Source organism: Frateuria terrea (assembly GCF_900115705.1).
Classification (GTDB): Bacteria; Pseudomonadota; Gammaproteobacteria; order Xanthomonadales; family Rhodanobacteraceae; genus Frateuria_A; species Frateuria_A terrea.
This window is the reverse complement of sequence record NZ_FOXL01000005.1, coordinates 191,660-211,496: the sequence shown is the minus strand read 5'-3', so window position 1 is coordinate 211,496 and position 19,837 is coordinate 191,660. Positions and strand designations below refer to the sequence as shown.

11 protein-coding genes, 1 tRNA gene, 1 pseudogene and 1 riboswitch are annotated in these 19,837 nt (G+C 69.4%); of the genes and pseudogenes, 9 read left to right on the top strand and 4 right to left on the bottom strand.

Going from position 1 to position 19,837, the window contains the following annotated elements:
• Window position 1: 1 nt before the first annotated feature.
• The 5 genes from BMZ38_RS10120 to BMZ38_RS10100 all read left to right on the top strand — a co-directional run bounded on the left by BMZ38_RS10120 (window position 2) and on the right by BMZ38_RS10100 (window position 7,720).
• Complete coding sequence (locus tag BMZ38_RS10120; RefSeq protein WP_091337007.1) at window positions 2-814, top strand: TorF family putative porin; 813 nt, start codon at window positions 2-4, stop codon at window positions 812-814.
• Window positions 815-828: 14 nt separating this feature from the next.
• Window positions 829-1,407: a potassium-transporting ATPase subunit KdpC gene (kdpC, locus tag BMZ38_RS10115; protein WP_091337004.1), complete on the top strand. Its 579-nt coding sequence runs from the start codon at window positions 829-831 to the stop codon at window positions 1,405-1,407.
• Window positions 1,408-1,416: 9 nt separating this feature from the next.
• The gene (locus tag BMZ38_RS10110; RefSeq protein WP_091337001.1) at window positions 1,417-4,071 is read left to right on the top strand and encodes a sensor histidine kinase; all 2,655 of its coding nucleotides are present in this window, start codon (window positions 1,417-1,419) and stop codon (window positions 4,069-4,071) included.
• Window positions 4,068-4,760 carry a response regulator gene (locus tag BMZ38_RS10105; protein WP_091336999.1) on the top strand — a complete coding sequence of 231 codons (693 nt, stop codon included), beginning with the start codon at window positions 4,068-4,070 and terminating at the stop codon, window positions 4,758-4,760. Before BMZ38_RS10110 ends, BMZ38_RS10105 begins: the two co-directional genes overlap by 4 nt.
• Before the next feature lie 125 nt (window positions 4,761-4,885).
• Window positions 4,886-7,720, top strand: coding sequence for a glycoside hydrolase family 31 protein (locus tag BMZ38_RS10100; protein ID WP_091336997.1), 2,835 nt, complete (start codon window positions 4,886-4,888; stop codon window positions 7,718-7,720).
• Between the two features lie 90 nt (window positions 7,721-7,810).
• On the opposite strand, the gene BMZ38_RS10095 is transcribed toward BMZ38_RS10100, so the two are convergent.
• The 3 genes from BMZ38_RS10095 to gcvP all read right to left on the bottom strand — a co-directional run bounded on the left by BMZ38_RS10095 (window position 7,811) and on the right by gcvP (window position 15,157).
• Window positions 7,811-10,300: a beta strand repeat-containing protein gene (locus BMZ38_RS10095; protein WP_175483792.1), complete on the bottom strand. Its 2,490-nt coding sequence runs from the start codon at window positions 10,298-10,300 to the stop codon at window positions 7,811-7,813.
• A gap of 157 nt (window positions 10,301-10,457) precedes the next feature.
• Window positions 10,458-11,924, bottom strand: a complete 1,467-nt coding sequence (locus tag BMZ38_RS17790; protein ID WP_175483793.1) for a ShlB/FhaC/HecB family hemolysin secretion/activation protein — start codon at window positions 11,922-11,924, stop codon at window positions 10,458-10,460.
• Between the two features lie 290 nt (window positions 11,925-12,214).
• Window positions 12,215-15,157 carry an aminomethyl-transferring glycine dehydrogenase gene (gene gcvP, locus BMZ38_RS10090; protein ID WP_091336991.1) on the bottom strand — a complete coding sequence of 981 codons (2,943 nt, stop codon included), beginning with the start codon at window positions 15,155-15,157 and terminating at the stop codon, window positions 12,215-12,217.
• A gap of 38 nt (window positions 15,158-15,195) precedes the next feature.
• A riboswitch (glycine riboswitch) is annotated at window positions 15,196-15,304 on the bottom strand.
• 160 nt (window positions 15,305-15,464) lie between these two features.
• On the opposite strand from gcvP, the pseudogene BMZ38_RS10085 reads away from it, so the two are divergent.
• Window positions 15,465-15,683 (top strand): annotated as a pseudogene (locus BMZ38_RS10085) (VOC family protein); the annotation flags it as partial.
• Window positions 15,684-15,751: 68 nt separating this feature from the next.
• On the opposite strand, the gene BMZ38_RS10080 reads toward BMZ38_RS10085, so the two are convergent.
• A tRNA-Leu gene (locus BMZ38_RS10080) sits at window positions 15,752-15,836 on the bottom strand.
• 136 nt (window positions 15,837-15,972) lie between these two features.
• On the opposite strand from BMZ38_RS10080, the gene rnr reads away from it, so the two are divergent.
• The 3 genes from rnr to BMZ38_RS10065 are packed head-to-tail and all read left to right on the top strand — an operon-like array spanning window position 15,973 to window position 19,837.
• Entirely contained in the window at window positions 15,973-18,810 is a 2,838-nt protein-coding gene (gene rnr, locus BMZ38_RS10075) for a ribonuclease R (protein ID WP_425477774.1), read from the top strand.
• A complete protein-coding gene (gene rlmB, locus BMZ38_RS10070) occupies window positions 18,807-19,559 on the top strand; it encodes a 23S rRNA (guanosine(2251)-2'-O)-methyltransferase RlmB (protein WP_091336985.1) in 753 nt (250 codons plus the stop codon). The genes rnr and rlmB overlap by 4 nt, the downstream gene beginning before the upstream one ends.
• A complete protein-coding gene (locus BMZ38_RS10065; protein WP_091336984.1) occupies window positions 19,556-19,837 on the top strand; it encodes a CBU_0592 family membrane protein in 282 nt (93 codons plus the stop codon). The genes rlmB and BMZ38_RS10065 overlap by 4 nt, the downstream gene beginning before the upstream one ends.

Genomic DNA, 19,837 nt, shown 5'->3' with positions numbered 1-19,837 from the left:
CATGAAGACGCGCACTTTCATCCTGCCCGGCGTCGCGGTCGCAGTCGCACTTCTCGCGCCGGCCCACGCCGCTGACGCGCCGTCCGCCAGCATGACCGGCAACGTCGCGGTCACGACCGACTACATGTTCCGCGGCCTGACCCAGAGCTGGGGCTGTCCGGCCATCCAGGGTGGCGCCGACCTGGCGCTCGCCGACGGTTTCGCCGCCGGGGCGTGGGGATCCTCGATCAGCGGCAACAGCTACCCGGGCGGCTCGATGGAGCTGGACCTCTACGCCAGTTACGGCGGTAGCCTCTCGGGCGCGTGGTCGTGGCGCGCCGGCCTGTACGGCTACGTCTACCCTGGCGCCAACCTGGACGCGGCGGGACTCCCCTCGCGCTCGCTGAATACCGACGAGGCCAACCTCGCGCTGACCTGGAAGCAGTTCACGCTGAAGTACAACTACGCGCTCACCGACTATTTCGGCGCCGACGTGGGGCAGGACTACCGGGCCGATTCCCGGGGCACGCAGTACCTGCAACTGGACGCGGCCTTTCCGCTAGCCGACGCCTGGAGCCTGGCGCTGCACGCCGGCTACACCGACTACGCGACCGCGCTGGCCGTCCCCAACGGCGACGGTGCGCGCAACCCCGACTACCCCGACTTCGGGGCGACGTTGAAATACCAGTTCGCGGCGCACTGGTCGGCCAGCCTCGGCCTCACGCGGGCGACCAACGACCGCTTCTACCGCCATACCGGCAGCTTCACGAACCCGGGCGAGGTGCGCAACGTCGGCGGCACCCGCGCGTTCGTGATGCTGCAAGGTACGTTCTGACCCGGAGACCTTCGATGGCCAAGCTCCTTCGACAATCCCTGCTGATGCTGCTCCTGCTGACCGCCGCGACCGGCGTGGCCTATCCGTTGCTCGTCACCGGCCTGGCGCAGGGGCTGTTTCCCGCCCAGGCCAACGGCAGCCTCGTGCTCGAGCACGGCGGGGCGGTCGGGTCGCGCCTGATCGGCCAGTCGTTCACCGACCCGCGCTATTTCTGGGGCCGGCCGTCGGCCACCTCGCCAATGCCCTACAACGCCGCAGCGTCCGGCGGCTCCAACCTGGGGCCGAACAACCCCGCGCTGGTCGCCGCGGTGAGGCAGCGCATCGCGGCCCTGCGCGCCGCTGACCCGGGCAACACCGCGCCGGTGCCGGTGGACCTGGTGACCGCTTCCGGCAGCGGCCTGGACCCGCAGATCAGCCCGGCGGCGGCGCAGTACCAGGTCGCCCGCGTGGCGCGGTTGCGCGGCCTGTCGCCGGCGGCGGTGCAGGCATTGGTGCGGGCGCACACGGCCGGACGTACCTGGGGCGTGCTGGGCGAGCCGCGGGTCGACGTGCTGGAGCTCAACCTGGCCCTCGACCACCTGTCGACGCGCTAACGTAGCGGCATGGACGACACCCGCCAGGCGCGCGCCGATGCCCTGCTCAATACCGTGCAGGAGGACCAACGCCGCCTGAAGGTGTTCCTCGGCGCCGCGCCCGGCGTGGGCAAGACCTATGCCATGCTCTCGGCGGCGCGCGAGCTGAAGCGCCAGGGCGTGGACGTGGTCGTCGGCGTGACCGAAACCCACGGCCGCGCCGAAACGGCGGCGCTGCTGGAAGGCATCGAGGTACTGCCGCGCCGTGCCGTGCGCTACCGCGACCGCGACTTCACCGAGTTCGACCTCGACGCCGCGCTCGCCCGCAAGCCGGACGTGCTGCTGGTCGACGAGCTGGCGCACACCAACTTGCCGGGCGGCCGCCACGAGCGGCGCTGGCAGGACGTGGCCGAGCTGCTGGACGCCGGCATCGAGGTCTACACGGCGCTGAACGTGCAGCACCTGGAGAGCCTCAACGATCAGATCCGCCGGATCACCGGCGTGGCCGTGCGCGAAACGGTGCCGGACAACTTCCTCGACCGCGCGCGCGACATCATGCTGGTCGACCTGCCGCCGCGCGAGCTGATCGGCCGGCTCAAGCAGGGCAAGGTCTACGTGCCCGAGACGGCGGCCGCCGCGCTGGATGCGTTCTTCTCGCCGACCAACCTGGCCGCGCTGCGCGAGCTGGCGGTGGAGACCGTCGCCAGCCACGTGGAGAGCGACCTGCGCGAGCACATGCTGGCGCGCGGCGGCGCCATGCCGGTGCGCCGGCGCGTGCTGGCGGCGATCGACGGGCATGCGCAAAGCGAGTATCTCGTGCGCGTGGCGCGGCGCATCGCCGAGCGGCGCGGCGCGCCGTGGAGCGTGGTCTACGTCGATACCGGCGGGTCGACGGATGCGCTGCGGCGCGAGCGCGTCGACGCGGCCCTGCGCATGGCCCGGCGCCTGGGCGGCGATGCGGTGATCCTGCGCGGGCACGCGGTGGTCGACGAGCTGCTCGCCCACGCCGACCACGAGGGTGTCGGCCAGATCATCCTCGGGCGGACCCGTGAGCGTCCGCTGGCGCGCATGCTCGGCCGCTCGCTGACGCAGCAGCTGTTGCGCCGGGGCGCGCACCTGGAGTTGACCATCATCGCCACGCCGGTGGAGCGCGCCCGCGCCCGGCGCCGGCTCGCACGCGGGCCGGGTGCCCGGCGCGAATACCTGTTCGCCACGGCGGCCACGCTGGTCGCGTTCGTGCTCGCCTTCATCGGCGACCGCTACCTGACCGTGGCCAACCTGTCGCTGATCTTCCTGACCGCCGTGCTGGTGGTGGCGGTGCGCACGCGGATGTCCGTGGCCATCTATACGGCCGTGCTGTGTTTTCTCGGTTACAACTTCTTCTTCGCGCAGCCGCGGTACACGCTGGTCATCGCCAACGCGGACGACGTGCTGGCGGTGACTCTGTTCCTGGTCGCCGCGCTGGTGTGCAGCCGCCTGGCCACGCGGCTGGCCAGCCAGGTTCAATCGCTGCGCGCCGCGCAGGTCCGCTCGCGCGCGATGCTGGCGCTGGGCCAGAAACTCGCGGCGAGCGCCGATGCCCGGGCGGTGCGCTTGGTCGGCGCGCAGGCCATGGCGCAGGCGCTGGGCGCGCAGGTGGCGATCCTCGCGCGCGACGCGGGCCAGCAATTGCACGTCGGCGCGTCCACGCCGCCGGGCATGGTCCTGTCGCCGCAGGACCAGGGTGCCGCGGAGTGGAGCGAACAGCACGCGGAACCGGCCGGCCGCTATACCGACACCATCCATGCCGCGAGCTGCTGGACGCTGCCGCTGGGCAGCGAGGACAATCGCCTGGGCGTCGCCGCGCTGCGCTTCGAGGCCGACGCCGGCGAGCCGGATCCCGACCGGCGCGGGCTCGCCTTCGCCATGGCCCAGGACATCGGCTTCGCGCTCGAGCGCGCGCGGCTGGCCGACGAGCTGGAAAGCGCGCGGGTGCAGGGCGAGACCGAGCGCCTGCGCAGTGCGCTGCTGTCCTCGGTCTCGCACGACCTGCGTTCGCCACTGGCCTCCATGGTCGGCTCAGCCGGCACGCTCGCCAGCTATGGCGACCAGTTGCCGGCGTCGGAACGCCACGAATTGCTGGAGGCGATCCTCGGCGAGGGACAGCGGCTGGACCGCTACATCCAGAATTTGCTGGACATGACGCGCCTGGGTTACGGCACGCTCAAGCTCAACCGCGACTGGGTCGATGCCGGTGAGATCGTGCTCGCAGCCGTGGCGCGCCTGCGCAAGCTGTTCCCGGCGGTACCGGTGGATACCCTGCTGCCGGACACCACGGTCCTGATGTTCGTGCATCCGGCGCTGATCGAGCAGGCGCTGTTCAACATCCTGGAAAACGCCGCCCGCTTCTCGCCGCCCGATGCGCCGGTGCGCGTGGCGGTGCGCAGCGAGGAAGACCGGCTGCTCATCGACGTGATCGACCGCGGGCCGGGTATCCCGGAAACCGAGCGCGCGCGGATCTTCGACATGTTCTATTCGGTGGCGCGCGGCGACCGCTCGGCGCAGGGCACCGGCCTGGGCCTGGCCATCTGCCGCGGCATGATCGGCGCGCACGGCGGCAGCGTGGAGGCCTTGCCGGGGGAGGGCGGCGGCACCACCATCCGCATCAGCCTGCCGCTGCCGCCGCCACCCGAGTCCATGCCATGAATCCTTCTGCCCGCGTGCTGGTGATCGACGACGAGCCGCAGATCCGGCGCTTCCTCGACATCGGCCTGCGCGCCGAGGGCTACCAGGTGCTGCTCGCGTCAACGGGCGCCGAGGGGCTCGCACTGGCGGCGGCGCACACGCCGGACCTGGTCATCCTGGATCTGGGCCTACCCGACCGCGAAGGCCACGAGGTGCTGGCCGAGCTGCGCCAGTGGAGCGCGGTGCCGGTGCTGATGCTGTCGGTGCGCGATGCCGAGGCGGAGAAGGTCAAGGCGCTCGACCATGGCGCCAACGACTACGTCACCAAGCCGTTCGGGATACAGGAACTGATGGCCCGGCTGCGCGTGCTGCTGCGCAGCCGCGCTGCGCCAGCCGAGGCCGGCACGCCAGCGCACTACGACGACGGCCGGCTGGTGATTGACCTGGTCCGTCGGGATGTCGCGCTGGATGGCGCGCCGGTCGCGCTCACACGCAAGGAGTACGCCGTACTCACGCTGCTGCTGCGCCATGCCGGCCGCGTCGTCAGCCAGCAGCAGCTGCTGCGCGAGGTGTGGGGGCCGACCCATGTGCAGGACACGCACTACCTGCGCATCGTGCTCGGCCGCCTGCGCCAGAAGCTGGGCGACGATCCCGCCGCGCCGCGCTGGCTGAAGACCGAGCCGGGCGTGGGCTACCGCTTCCTGGATTGACGCGGCCGCCAGCGCGCGGGACCAGGGCTTGGGTGTACTTTTCGGTCGGCAACCGCCGCGCGACGGGGGAGGCGCGCCGCGGTTGCGCAAGGCCACGCGGGCCTGTCATCGAAAGGGAGGTATGCATGAGCGTCCGTCGCATGGTTCGCCTGCTCGCCATCGGGCTGTTCGTCAGCTGGATGCCTGCAGCCATCGCGCAGTCCGCCACCGGTTCGACGGTAGTGGCCGGCAAGGCGCGCTTCGAGTTCCTCACCGCGTCGCTGGTGCGGATGGAATACGCGCCCAGCGGCCATTTCGCCGATGCGCCCACGGCGGTGGTGCAGCGGCGCGACTGGCCGGCAGTCGCCGTCCATGCCTCGCACGAGCAAGCCTGGCTGGTGCTCGCCACCGATGCGGTGACGCTGCGCTATCGGCAGGGGGGCGGACCGTTTTCGGCGGACAACCTCGAAGTGATCTGGCACGGACCCGGCGGCCGGGTCCGCTGGCATCCGGGGCAGGTGGACGACAGGAATCTCGGCGGCCTGACCTATTCGCTGGACGACCTGCGCACGGCCAACGTGCCCGCCGACACCCGCGACAGCCCCGTCGGCATCGTCATCCCCGGCATCGGGGTGCCGCTGCGCAAGGCCGCGCCGGGCCTGCTCAGCCGCAGCGGCTGGGCGCTCATCGACGACAGCCGCACGCCGCTGTGGAACGTGCGGACGCAGTGGATCGAGCCGCGGCCGGACGCCGCCGGACAGGACTGGTACCTGTTTACCTATGCCGGCGACTACCGTGGCGTGCTGCGTGACTACGCGCAGCTTTGCGGCGCGATTCCCATGGTGCCGCGCGATGTGTTTGGCCCGTGGGTCACCGACTTCAATTTCGAATATTTCCCGGGCACGGCCGAGGCCGCCCGTCCGGATTTCCTGCGCTACGACCAGCAGGCGTTGCAGGACGAGGTCACGCGGCTGCGCGGATACGGCATTCCGTTCGACACGCTGGTGCTGGATTTCGCCTGGCACAACTATGGCTGGGACGGGGGCTACGACTGGAGCCCGCTGGTACCGCGGCCGCAGCCATTCATCGACTGGCTGCATGCGCGCGGCATCAAGCTCGCCCTCAACGACCACCCGGGCTACGCCAACACGAAGGAGAGCATCCTTTCCTTCAGCGACACTCATGCGCCCCAGGTGTTGAAGGATCTCGGCCGGCCGCTGCCGCCCAGACCGAGCTTCGACATGGACGTCGCCGGTCATTGGCGCTTCGCCCCCGATCCGCATGACCTGGGACTCGACCGGCACTGGTTCGCGCCGGGCTTTGACGACGGCCATTGGAAGCCGATCCGTACCGACCTGGCCTGGCAGGCGCAGGGTTGGCCCGACTATCGGGGGCCGGGCTGGTACCGCACGCGGGTGCGGCTGCCGGACCACCTGCCGGCACACCTCTACCTCTACCTGGGCGAGGTCGCGCAGGACTACCGCCTGTTCGTCGACGGCACGGAAGTGCAGCACAGCCACGTGCCCTGGCCACGCCGGCTGACCACGGCGGACATCGCGCCGTATGCGAAGGCCGGACAGGCCAATGTGATCGCCCTGCGCGTGGTGCCGGGCAAGCGCGGCGGCGGCATCCTGCGCGGACCGGTTGCGCTGCGCGACGTGCCGCCGCCGGAGCGCATCGCGTTCGATCTGTCCGATCGGCATCAGGCCGACGTTTTCATGCGCGACCTGCACCTGCCGCTGATGCGCCAGGGCGTGGACCTGTGGTGGGTGGACGGCGGCAGCGGCGCCGCCGGCATGCCGGGGCTCGACCCGCAGATGTGGACCAACAAGGTCTTCTACGACGACGCGCGCAAAACGACGGGCGAACGTCCGTTCATCCTCGGCCGCTACGGCGGCTGGGGCAGCGAGCGCTATCCGGGCTTCTTTACCGGCGACACCTGGTCGGAGTGGCCGGTGCTGGCGTATGAAGTCGCCTTCACCGCGCGCGGCGGCAACGTGGGCGTGCCCTACATCAGCCACGACATCGGCGGCTTCCACGGCGGCAGAATCGATTTCGACCTCTACGCGCGCTGGATCGAATTCGGCACGTTCAGCCCGATCCTGCGCATGCACAGCGCCCACGCCAATCCCCGCGAGGGCAACCTGCGCATGCCGTGGGTATATGGCGACAAGGGCGTGGCGCTGATGCGCAAGTACTTCACCCTGCGCGAGCAGCTGATTCCCTACCTCTACACCCAGGCCTGGCTGGCGCACCGCGATACGATGCCGATCCTGCGCCCGCTCTACCTCGCCTGGCCCGCGCTGGACGAGTCCTACCGGCATCCATACGAGTACCTCTTCGGCGGGTCGATGCTGGTGGCGCCGGTACTTGCACCCGGCGGCAACGTGACGGTGTGGCTGCCGCCCGGGGCATGGATCGATTTCTTCACCGGCAAGCGCTACGCGGGAGGGAGCAGTTTCAGCGCGCGCTATGCGGTGGACGAGATTCCGGTGTTCGTGCGCGAAGGCGCCATCGTGCCCGAGCAGGCGCCGTCGCCGTACTCCGAAGCCCGGCCGCTGGATCCGCTGATCGTCAACGTCTACGGCCGGGGACAGGGGCGCTTCGAGCTGTACGAGGACGACGGCCATTCGCTCGCCTACGAGCGCGGCGCCTACGCGCTCACTCCGATCGCGCACACCACCGGCATCGACGGCTCGCAGGAACTGGTCGTCGGACCGACCCGCGGCCATTTCGCCGGCCAACAGGCGGCACGTTCGTACGAGCTGCGCTTGCACATGGCGGACCGGCCCGCCTCCATGCGGGTCGAGGGCAAGCCGTTTGCGGACTGGCGATGGGACGCAACCGGCAACGTGGCGGTGGTGCGGCTGTCCCGTCAGGACGTGCGCCGTCCCGTGACCGTGCGTTGGCTGCGCGGTACTGCGGCGCCAGTGGCTTCGAACACGGCCGCGATGGCGCAGGTTCCGCGCATCGCCCTGTAGGGACCCGCGACTGGTGCGGCGTTTTGCGTGCGGCGGATCAAGAAAGGGCCCCGCGACGCGGGGCCCTTCTCCACTGCCGTGCGATGGGCCCTACTGCGCGGCCGGGGGCGTGTCGGTGGTGAACATCGACGGATCGAGCGCGCCGTACATCACCTGGTCACCGTTCTGCGTACCGCCGAAGAACGCGCCTGCGCCAAGCGTCCCGTTGGCGTACTGCTGGGTCAGCGCGTCGGTGCCGAAGCTGATCGTGCTGTTGGCGTTGGTGGTGACGGTGTAGCCGTGCAGGGCAAGCGGATTGGCGGTGGCGAACTCGATGCCTGCGCCGCCGTCGATGCTGCCCGGGAGCACATTGCTGAGCGGGCCGCCGAGGCTGATGGTGCCGCTGCCCAGCGTCGCCGGCGCAGCACTGCCGTCGGCGTTCTTGGCGACCGTCCCCAGGTACATGTAGCCCGGCCAGTAGAAGCGGCCCGACGCACCACCGATGTTCCCCGATGCCTGCAGCACCAGATGCGTGTTCGGCAGATTGGCCGCCACCGGCGCGGTTCCGTTGCCGTAGATCGCGGGCGAGTTGAGATAGACCGGCGGGACCAGATTGACGCTGCCGCTCACCAGCAGGTTCACCGAGCCGGAGGCCTTGTTGTAGGCGACCGGCTTGAGTGCGAGCGCCAGTGGAACGTTGCGCTGGACGGTGGCCGGCAGGTAGGCATGGCGGAAGTCGAGTCCCGGGGATGGCAGCGCGCCGACCGTTCCGGTGAAGGCGACGGTCAGGCGGGGGACCGTGCTGGTGAAGATCAGCCCGCCGCTCGGATCGCTGTACACGTCGCTGAGCGGCTGGCCCGCATCGCCGAGGTAGATCAAGGTTGCGCTCAGCGTGCCGCCGAGCAGCACATTGGGGTTGGTCACCCGGCCGTCGGTCGGCGCGACGGTATAGGTCGGGCCCTTGATGCTGATCATGTGTCCCGAGACGGTCACGCCGTCGCCGATGGTCACGGCGTAGTCGTTCGCCATCTGGCTGCCGGCGACGATGGTGAGGTTGCCGCTCGGAGCACCGGTGCTGTCCACCCCGAGGACGTCGCTGAGGATCTTCACCTGGCGGCCGTGGATGATCGCGCCGTCGACCGCCAGCGGCGTGGCGATGGTTAGCACGCCGTCGTTCCAGAAGGTGGGCGTGTCGTCGGTGGCGTTGTAGCCGCCGGCCGAGCTGATCAGCTCGCGGATCGGGTTGCTGGCGGACACGTCCTGCGCCGTGCTGCCCGAACCGGTCTGCACCTTGCCGCCCAGGTAGACGTCCTGCCAGCCCTTGACCTGCAGGTTGGTGCCCTTGGCCAGTTGCAGCGTACCGGTGTTGACCAGGCTGCCGGTGGAGGTGTTGGCCTGGTCGAGGTAGTGATTGGTGCGGTTGGCGTCGATGGTCAGCTCGACGTTGCTGCTGATCGTTCCCCTGTTGGTGACCGAGTAGTCCGCGCCGGGCTGCCAGAAACCGTCCGATTGGGTGCTCAGGTACTTCACGCCCAGCATCTGGCCGGTGTTGGTGATGCTGCCGTCGATCACGTTGATCCAGGGCGCGCCGGTGATCGTGCCGTTGTTGACCAGGTCACCGCGGATCACCTTGATGGAACTGCTGCCGGCAAGGTGCCCGTCGTTGACGAGCGAGCTGAAGGTCGCGTTCTTTCCGCTCGTCAGGGTGCCCTGGTTCCAGATGGCGCCGTTGGTTGCCGGCAGGGTGAGGCGCCCCTTGTTGGTGAACAGGCCGTCGACCCTGTAGGCGCCAAGCGTGAGCGTGCCGGTATTGAGTGCGCTGCCGGCCGAGCCGAAGCCGGCCAGCCGGCGACCGGACGGCAGCGCGCCGGCGGTGGTCAGCACGGCGGCGCTGTTGTCGGCGGAGCCGGCGCCCGCATTGGCCGATGCGACACCGGCATTGAGCGTGGTGCTGCCGGTGGCACCGGTGAAGGCGCTGAGGTCCACGTTGACGTTGCCGCCGCCGGCGACCAGTACGGTGGTGCCGCTGACCCGCGCGCCCCGGGCCACCGTGACGTCGCCGCCCGTGCCGGTGTAGGCGATCGAACCGGCCGTGCCATCGAAGTTGCCGCTTGACGTGAGCGTGTTGCCGATCAGGCCGACGTTGGCCGTGGAGGAAATCCTCGCCGTGCTGCCGACGATGATGCCATTCGGGTTGGCGACGAAAATGCTGGTGCCGTTGCCCGTCAGCTGGCCGAAGATCTGCGAGGGGTTGCCCGTGCTGTCGATGTTGAGCACGGCCGCGCCCTGGCCGCCGGTGCCGTCGTTGAACGTCAGGTGGGCGCTGGATCCGAGGTTGAAGCCGGCGGTGCCGGTGGGGTTGATGTCCGTACCCGAGCCCCAGTTGATGACCGCGCTGGCAGGGCCGGTGTCGGTCGCGTTGCCGATGGTGATCGCCTGCGTGCCGGAGCTGGGCAAGCCGGCGGCGACATGGCCGGCGACCACGGTGCCCTGGCCTGGCAACTGGCGCAGGCCGACGCTCGCGTGGGCGGGAGTGATACCTAGAGCGAGCGTGATTGCCGCGGCTAGGGAGGCCACAGTCCAGCCACTGATCGTGTGCATGTGCAAACCTCGTCGTGCGTTGGGGGGAGGCAAAGTGAAGGGGAGGCTACGCACGGAGAAGTAGCGGGCTCGTGAGTGACGCCGGGCGCAAGAAATCGCGCCCCCGCCGCGCCACGAAAACGTGAAGAAGACGACCCCGACCCATTCTGAAGTGGGCTCAGAAATCCAACTGCAGGTAGACGAACGCGTGCGCTCGCTGGTGCCTTCGCACGTCGTAGGACACCTGCGAATGGGCCACCGGCCGCGCGTAGGCGAACAGCGCATGCATGCCCGGGCGCGGCAGGTCCAGCATGAGGTTGGCACCGGCATCGGCCAGACGCTGCCAACCGGGGCCCCCGGTGGCCACGTAGCGGTAGCGTGACGCCGCGTACTCGGCGAACACGCCGGCACGCAGTTTCAGGGCAGAGCCCAGCCGCCACGTCGGCGCCTGCAAGGCCAGGCGGCCCTGGTAGCCGCGATCGCCGACCAGCGTGCCGGGCAGCCATGCCGAGAGCGAGTTCCATCCGCCGAGCACCCATTGTTCGTAGGAGGGCAAAGTGTCGGGCGTGGCCTGGCCACTGAGGTCCAGTTGCACGCTGAAGCCATGGGCCAGCACCTGATCGACGCCGGCGCGCGCGGTGTAGATGCGGAAGTGCTCGCGCGGTGTACCCGGTTCCCCGCCCAAACCGCGCGCCCCACCGAGGCCGCCGAACTTGATGCCGCCGCCGGCGTTGAACACGGCGTTGCGCCCGCCCAGGCCCGGCATTCGCCAGGAGGCCTGCGACGCCAGGTCGAGCACGTCGTAGCGCTGGTCGCGCAAGGCATAGGCGCCGTCGAACACGGTCTGGCGGTCATGGATACGGTGCAGGCCTTCGGCCAGCGTCCAGCGCCGGCTGTCGTCGGCGAACAGCAGTTGGGTGGCGGAGGCACCGAACACGTTCACCGAACCGCCCGGGTCCAGGGGTGCAAACGCGGTGCCCAGGCGGTAGCGCGTCCTGCTGGCGTCAAGCTGGAACCAGCCGGCGGGCGTGACCCTGGCGAGGCTGGCGCTGGTCGAGGCGTAGTAAGCGCCACGGCTGTCCTGGTCGATGCCGGTCAACGCGCGCGCGTGGCTGGCCTGGAGGGTGTAGCCATGGTGCTGCAGCTGTCCCTGCAGCTGGGCCAGGTCGTGCCCGGCGTAGCGGTTGCCGAGGTTGCCCACGGTCAGGCTGCCGCTGGCCGGCGCGCTGTCCGCGAGCGGCGCGGCGGCGACGCGCAAGGTGCTCGCGCCGGGTTCGGCCGCCGGTTCGAAACGGAGTTGCGGTTGCTCGCCGTCGGTGGCTGCATAGGCCTGGGCGAGCAGGTTGCGGCGCACGACCTGGGGTTTGCGCAGCGCGTCCCGTCCGAGCAAGCCGCGGAAGTAGGTGGCCAGGTCGGGCGGCCCTTCCACATGGGCAAGCCGTCCCTGCGTCACCTGGACGCGCACGTCCTCGCCCCGCACGGCTGCGGCGACTGCGACCAGGAAGTAGCCCCGGCCGGCATAGGCCTGCTTCAGTGCACCGATCGCCGCCTTCGGCGTCGCCGCACTGTCGATAGCCGCCTGCACGGTCGACGGATCGAGCAGCGTATTGCCCTGGACCGCATAGCGGAATCCGTGGCTTTGCACCGACAGTGGAGTTCCCTGGGTGGGTGGAAGCACCCGCGCGACGCTCGGCGAGGGAGGCGGAAGGGCGGACATCGCGAACATCGAAGCTCCGGTGCCGGTGGCGCGGCCACCGTCAAAGCGGGCGATTCTCACGGGCCAAATGTGTGCGAAATGCGCAGGACAGGGTTGCCAGCGCCAGCCGGCGCGGATTCGGGCTGGCGGCTCCCGCGTGGAGGTGTTGTCAACGCAGCGGCCTGCGAAAAAAAAGAAGGCCCCGCATGCGGGGCCTTCGGTTCGGCGCGGATGTCGCCTCAGGACACGTTCGGCTCGCTGAATGCCTCGATGTCTTCCTTGAAGTCGTTGATCGGCACGCAGCTGCAGAACACGTTCTTGTCGCCGTAGATGTTGTCCACGCGGGCCACAGGCGACCAGTACTTCTGGAACTTCAGGCTGGGCAGCGGGAAGGCCGCCAGCTCGCGCGGGTAGGCGTGGGTCCACTCGGTGGCCGACACCTGGGTGGCAGTGTGCGGGGCATGCTTGAGCGGGTTGTCCTCGCGGTCCAGGCGGCCGTCCTCGATCGCACGGATCTCGTCGCGGATCTGGATCATCGCGTCGATGAAGCGGTCCAGCTCCTGCTGCGATTCGGACTCGGTCGGCTCGACCATCAGCGTGCCGGCCACCGGGAAGCTGAGCGTCGGGGCATGGAAGCCGAAGTCGATCAGGCGCTTGGCCACGTCTTCGGCGCTGATGCCGGTGGTGTCCTTGAGCGGACGCAGGTCCAGGATGCACTCGTGCGCCACCAGGCCGTTGCGGCCGGTGTAGAGCGTCTCGTAGTGGGGGCTGAGGCGCTTGGCGATGTAGTTGGCGTTGAGCAGCGCCACCTGGGTGGCGCGGCGCAGGCCCTCGCGGCCCATCAGCGTGATGTACATCCAGCTGATCGGCAGGATGGACGCGCTACCGAAGCTCGCGGCCGAGACCATCCCAACCGAGCGGCTGTTGTGAGGAGTGCGGCCATGGGTGGCCGCCTTTTGATCTTCGCCGACAGGGATGTCGGCATAAGTACGGGGCAGGAACGGCTCAAGGTGCGACTTGACCGCGCACGGGCCCACGCCCGGGCCGCCGCCGCCGTGCGGGATGCAGAAGGTCTTGTGCAGGTTGAGGTGCGAGACGTCCGAGCCCCACTTGCCGGGCTTGGCCACGCCGACCAGCGCGTTCATGTTGGCGCCGTCGGTGTACACCTGGCCGCCGTGCTGGTGGACGATGTCGCAGATCGCGACGATGTCCTCCTCGAACACGCCGTGGGTGGACGGGTAGGTGATCATCAGCGCAGCGAGACGGTCGGAATACTTCTCCGCATTGCGACGCATGTCTTCCAGGTCGACGTTGCCGTTGGCGTCGCACTTGGTGACTACCACCTGCATGCCGCACATCTGCGCGGAGGCCGGGTTGGTGCCGTGGGCGGACTCGGGGATCAGGCAGATGTCGCGATGGCCTTCGCCGCGCGAGCGGTGGTAGGCGCGGATCGCGAGCAGGCCGGCGTATTCGCCCTGCGCGCCGGAGTTCGGCTGCAGGCTGACCGCGTCGTAGCCGGTGCACTCGACCAGCATGGCTTCCAGGCCGTCGATCAGCTCCCGGTAGCCCGTGGTCTGCGACGCCGGCGCCAGCGGGTGGATCTGGCCGAACTCCGGCCAGGTCACAGGGATCATTTCCGCGGTGGCGTTGAGCTTCATCGTGCACGAGCCCAGCGGGATCATCGTGCGATCCATCGCCAGGTCCTTGTCCGCCAGCGCGCGCATGTAGCGCAGCAGCTCGTGCTCGCTGTGATGGGTGTTGAACACCGGGTGGGTGAGGAAGGCGCTCTTGCGCACGACTGCGGCGGGCAGGGCGTCGGCGGTAGCGGCGTCGAGCGCGTCGATGTCCGCCTCTGCCCCGAACAGGCTCGCCAGCGCGACGACGTCGGCGCGCGTGCTGGTTTCGTCCAGGCTGATGCTCACGCTCGCGTCATCGATCCGCCGCAGGTTGATGCGCGCGACCTCGGCCTTGGCGAGGATCGCCTTGCCGTCGACGCCGGTGATGTGCAGCGTGTCGAAGAAGTCCTTGCCCACGGCCACGCCAGCCTTGCCCAGCGCGGCGGCCAGGATCGCGGTCAGGCGATGCACGCGGCGGGCGATCCGGGTCAGGCCCTCGGGGCCGTGGTAGACGGCGTACATGCTCGCCATCACCGCCAGCAGCACCTGCGCGGTGCAGATGTTGGAGGTCGCCTTCTCGCGGCGGATGTGCTGCTCGCGCGTCTGCAAGGTCAGGCGGTAGGCCTTCTTGCCTTCGGCATCGATGGAGACGCCGATCAGGCGGCCCGGCATCGAGCGCTTGTAGGCGTCGCGGCAGGCCATGAACGCGGCGTGCGGGCCGCCGAAGCCGTATGGCACGCCGAAGCGCTGGGTGTTGCCGACCACGATGTCCGCGCCCCAGTCGCCGGGCGCGGCGATCAGGGTCAACGCGAGCAGGTCGGTCGCCACGCAGACGATGCCGCCGCGCGCGTGCACGCTGTCGGCCAGCGTCTTGTAGTCGCCGATGTGGCCGAAGGTGTCCGGGTACTGCAGCAGCACGCCGTAGCTGTCGATGTTGGCAGCGTCAGCATCGGAACCGACGTGCAGGTCGATGCCCATCGCCTCGGCGCGCGTCCTGATCACCTCGAGCGTCTGCGGATGGACGCGGTCGGAGACGAAGAAAACATTCGACTTCGATTTGCCCGAGCGCTTGGCCAGCGTCATTGCCTCGGCCGCCGCGGTGCCTTCGTCCAGCAGCGAGGCGTTGGCGATCTCCATGCCCGTCAGGTCGGCGCACATGGTCTGGAAGTTGATCAGTGCTTCCATGCGGCCCTGGGAGATCTCCGCCTGGTAGGGCGTGTAGGCCGTGTACCAGGCCGGGTTCTCCAGGATGTTGCGCAGGATGACGTTCGGCGTGTGGGTGCCGTAGTAGCCCTGGCCGATGAAGCTTTTGAAGACCTGGTTCTTGTCGGCGATCGCGCGGATCTTGGCGAGCGCCTCGACTTCGCTGACCGCCATGGGCAGGTCCAGCGGCGCGGGCGACTTGATCTTGCCGGGCACGATGGCGTCGGTCATCGCCTCGAGCGAGTCGTAGCCGATCGTGCGCAGCATCTGCGCGATCTCGGTGTCGTTGGGACCGATGTGGCGCGCGATGAAGGCGTCGTGGTGTTCCAGGTCGCGCAGCGAGGGGTTCTTGGTCTGGCTCATGACGGGCGTCCGAAGGCAACGCGTGCGTGCCGCACGCGGGGCGCCCCTCTGTCCTTTTGCCTGAGAGTTTGGAGGCAGCTTGTCAGGTGACGGCTGCTTCGTGCCCCTTCGGCGGCGGATTCAACCGCTCTCTCCAGAGTTTTTGCACGCGGCGGTATCGGGCCTGAGCGATTACGGGCGTTGCGTCTTCGGCAGCGGGCTGTTCCCCGCTTCTCCCGCCGCGTGCGAAGGGGCGATTATACAGGCCGGACACCGGTCGCGTGCCCGATTGGCTTAACCGCCCAAGCGCGCGGCAGGCGCTTGTAGGATGGCCGCCTCCCTTCGTCGCAGCGAGCTTCCCATGCCCCCGTTCCGGCTCCAGCAGATCGACCACGTGGTGTTGCGTGTGCATGACCTGGCGGCGATGCAGGCGTTCTACTGCGACGTGCTCGGGTGTACCCAGGAGCGGCGCCAGGACGCCATCGGCCTGGTGCAGCTTCGCGCCGGTACGTCGCTCATCGACCTGGTGCCGCTGGGGGAGCGAGCGGGATCGCGAAGCTCGCCCGCGATTTCGAAAACGAAAAAGCCCGCCTTGCGGCGGGCTTCATCTACAATTGGTGCCCAGGAGAGGACTCGAACCTCCACGGTTTTACCCGCTAGTACCTGAAACTAGTGCGTCTACCAATTCCGCCACCTGGGCAGGTGTCGCGCGAGCCGTTCGGGCTGCGCGAGCCGCGTAGAGTAGGCACCTCCCCCAGGCTTGTCAACACTTCGTTGATAGGAATTTCATTGCGCCGCGCGGCATGCTGCGTGGCGCTCAGGCACAAGGACATTACGTGACAAGAAAGAACACATCCCGCACCGGCAAGGGCGGCGATTCCGGCGCACCGAAACCCCGCGCACGCCGTGCGCAGGCAGCACCGCCTCGACCCAAGGGCGGGCGCGATCCGTTCGCCGAACGCGAGGCACAGCGCTACGAACGGCCCATCCCCAGCCGCGAGGCGATCCTGGCGTTGCTGGACGAGCGGGGCGAGATGCTCAGCGAGGCGCGCATCGCCGAAGGGCTGGGACTGGGGGACGAGTACGAGATCAATGCGCTGCGCAAGCGCCTGGGCGCGATGGTGCGCGACGGCCAGCTGCTGCAGGGCCGGCGCGGCGATTTTGCGCCGGTGCGCAAGCTGGACCTGATTCCCGGCGTAGTACTGGCCAACGCGGAAGGCTACGGCTTCCTGCGCCCCGACGAGGGCGGCGACGACCTCTACCTTTCGCCGCAGCAGATGCGCATGGTGCTGCACGGCGACCGCGTGCTCGCCAGCGTGGTCGGCATCGACCGCCGCGGCCGCCGCCAGGGTGCGATCGCCGAGGTGCTGCAACGGCGCTCGGCGCGGCTGGTTGGCAGGGTAGTGATCGAGAACGGCGTGACGCTGGTCTCGCCCGATGACCGCCGGCTGCACCAGGACGTGATGGTGCCGCCGGGGCAGGAACAGGGCGCGCGCGCCGGCCAGATCGTGGTGGCCGAAATTACCGATCCGCCTACCCAGCATCGCGGCCCGCTCGGCCGCATCGTCTCGGTGCTGGGCGAACGACTGCAGCCTTCGCTGCTGGTGGAAATGGCGATCGCCAGCCACGACCTGCCGCACGATTGGCCGCCCGAAGTGCTGCGCGACGCCGCGCAGGTCGAGCCGGAAGTGACCGCGGCCGAGCGCCAGGGCCGCGTGGACCTGCGCAAGCTGCCACTGGTGACCATCGATGGCGCGGACGCGCGCGACTTCGATGACGCGGTCTATGCCGAGCCGCGCCGCGGCGGCGGCTGGCGCTTGATCGTGGCGATCGCCGACGTCTCGCATTACGTCAGGATCGGCACGGCGCTGGACCGAGAGGCCTACGAGCGCAGCACCTCGACCTATTTTCCCGGCTTCGTCGTGCCGATGCTGCCGGAGACGCTCTCCAACGGCATCTGCTCGCTCAACCCCAAGGTCGAGCGGCTGTGCATGGTGTGCGACATGCTGGTCAGCGACGACGGCGAAGTGCTCAAGTCGAGGTTCTACGACGCGGTGATGCGCTCGCACGCACGGCTGACCTACGACATCGTGTGGCAGGCGATGGGCCTGCTCGATCCGGAAGCGCGCGACCAGGTCGCCGACGTGCTGCCTCAACTGGAACACCTGCACACGCTCTACAAGGCGATGGCAGCGCAGCGCAAGCGTCGCGGCGCGATCGACTTCGAGACACCCGAAGTGAAGTTCCGGCTCGACCAGCGCGGCGAAGTCGAGTCCATGGGCGCGACAGAGCGCAACGATGCGCACAAGCTGATCGAGGAGTGCATGATTGCCGCCAACGTGCAGGCGGCGACGTTTCTCAGCAGGAAGAAGATCCCCGCGCTGTTCCGCGCGCACGAGCCGCCGCCGGCGGAAAAGTACGAGGACCTGCAGCAGTTCCTGCGTGAGTTCAAGCTGCGCATGCCGCCGGTGGAAGAGGTCACGCCGGGCGATTTCGCCGACATCCTGGCGCTGGTGCACGACCGTCCCGAGCGCGAGCTGATCCAGTCGGTGCTGCTGCGTTCGCAGAGCATGGCCGCCTACCAGCCGGAAAATCGCGGACACTTCGGCCTGTCGCTGGAGGCCTACGCGCATTTCACTTCGCCGATCCGGCGCTATCCGGACCTGCTGGTGCATCGCGCGATCCGGTATGCGCTGACCGGCGGCAAACCGAACGACTACGTCTACACGCCGGCCGAGATGGCGGCGATGGCAGTGCATTGCTCGCAGCGCGAACGCCGCGCCGAGGAAGCCGAGCGCGACGTCGACGAGCGCTTCAAGACCGCGTGGATGTCCAAGCACGTCGGCAGCGAGTTCGACGGCGTGATCACCGGGGTGACCTCGTTCGGCCTGTTCGTCGAGCTGGAGGAGTCGCGGGTGTCCGGCCTGGTGCACATCAGCCAGCTGGCCAACGACTACTACCACTTCGATCCCACTCGCAAGCTGCTCAAGGGCGAACGCACGGGCGAGCAGTTCCGCCTGGGCGACCACGTGCGCGTGCAGGTGCTGCGCGCCAGCCTGGAAGACCGCAAGATCGACTTCCGCCTGGTGCCGCAGCGCGGGCCGGCGCAACCCTCGAAGGAGCCACGCAAGGCGCACGACTACAGCGCCAGCGGCGAGCGCTACTCGTTGCCCAGGCCGGGCAGCGCGCCTGCGGCCAAGCCGCCCGGCATGTTTGGCCGCGCCGCCCGTGCGGTGGGCCGGGCGTTCGGGCGCGGCGCGCCGAGGCCGGCCGAACCTGCGCCAGTGGTGGTCGCCGTGAGCGATAATCGCGCCCCCCGCGGCAAGGCCAAGCGGGTGTCCGAGGCGGCGGGGCGGCCGGCGGTTCCGTCCGGGGCCGGCCAGCCGAGAGTGCGGGGCAAGGCGAGCAAGCTGGCGTCCGAGGCGATCGGCCGGCCGGCCATCCCGCCCGAATCGGCGGGGGCGCGAGCCAGGGGCAGCCAGGGCACGACCGGCCAGGCCAAGGGCCAACAGGCTCGAGGTAGCCAGGCAGGCAGCCCGGCCAAGGGCAAGCGTGCCAGCGACAACCCGACCGCGCCGGGCGAGGTTGGTGGCGGCAAGCGCAAGGCACTGGAAGCCGCGTCTGATGCCACCAGGCGCCCGGGCCGGCAACGCAAACCCAAGGGCAAGGCATGAGCGAAAGCTGGATCATCGGCATCAACCCGGTCGAGGGCGCCCTCGCCAACGACGCTTCGCGCGTGCGCGAGCTGCTGGTGGACATTGCCACCGCGCAGCGCAACACGCGCATCAAGGAGCTCGTCGACCAGGCGCGCGCCCACCACATCCCGGTGCACCACCGCCCGCGCGAGCAGCTGGACAAGCTGGCCGGGCAGGCGCGCCACCAGGGTATCGTGGCGCTGTACGAGCCGCCGCCGATGACGCACGAGGACGAGCTGGCCGGACTGCTCGAGCGCGACGGCATGGAAACGCTGGTGCTGGTGCTGGATGGCATCACCGATCCGCACAACCTAGGCGCCTGCCTGCGTTCGGCGGCAGCGGCGAAGGTCACGGCGGTGATCGTGCCGAAGGACCGCGCCGTCGGCCTGACGCCGGTGGTGCGTCGCGCCTCGGCCGGCGGCGCCGACCGCGTGCCGCTGGTCGCGGTCACCAACCTGGCGCGCACGTTGCGCGAGCTGAAGGACGCCGGCGTGTGGATCACCGGCCTGGCCGGCGACACCGAGACGTCCGTCTATGAGGTCGACTTCCGCGGCCCGGTGGCGCTGGTGCTCGGCAGCGAGGGCGAGGGCATGCGCCGGCTCACCCGCGAACTGTGCGACTTCGTGGCGAAGATCCCGATGCCGGGTGCGATGGAAAGCCTCAACGTCTCGGTCGCGACCGGCGTGGTGCTGTTCGAGGCGCTGCGACAGCGGGCGGCGAAACGATGAGCACGCTGTTCTGGTACGACTGGGCCGGGTTCATCGGGGTGGTGCTGGTGCTGCTCGCGTTCCTGCTGCTGCAGGCCCACAAGCTGCACGGCAACGGGATCACCTACCAGCTGATGAACGTCTTCGGCGCGCTGGGCGTGGCCTTGTCGTTGCTGTTCGGGAGCTTCAACGCCTCGGCCTTTGCACTCGAGATCGCATGGATGGCGATTGGCATCTTCGGCATCGTGCGCAGCGCCAGGCGGCGGCAGACCGAGCGGATGACCCGGCCGGACGCCTGA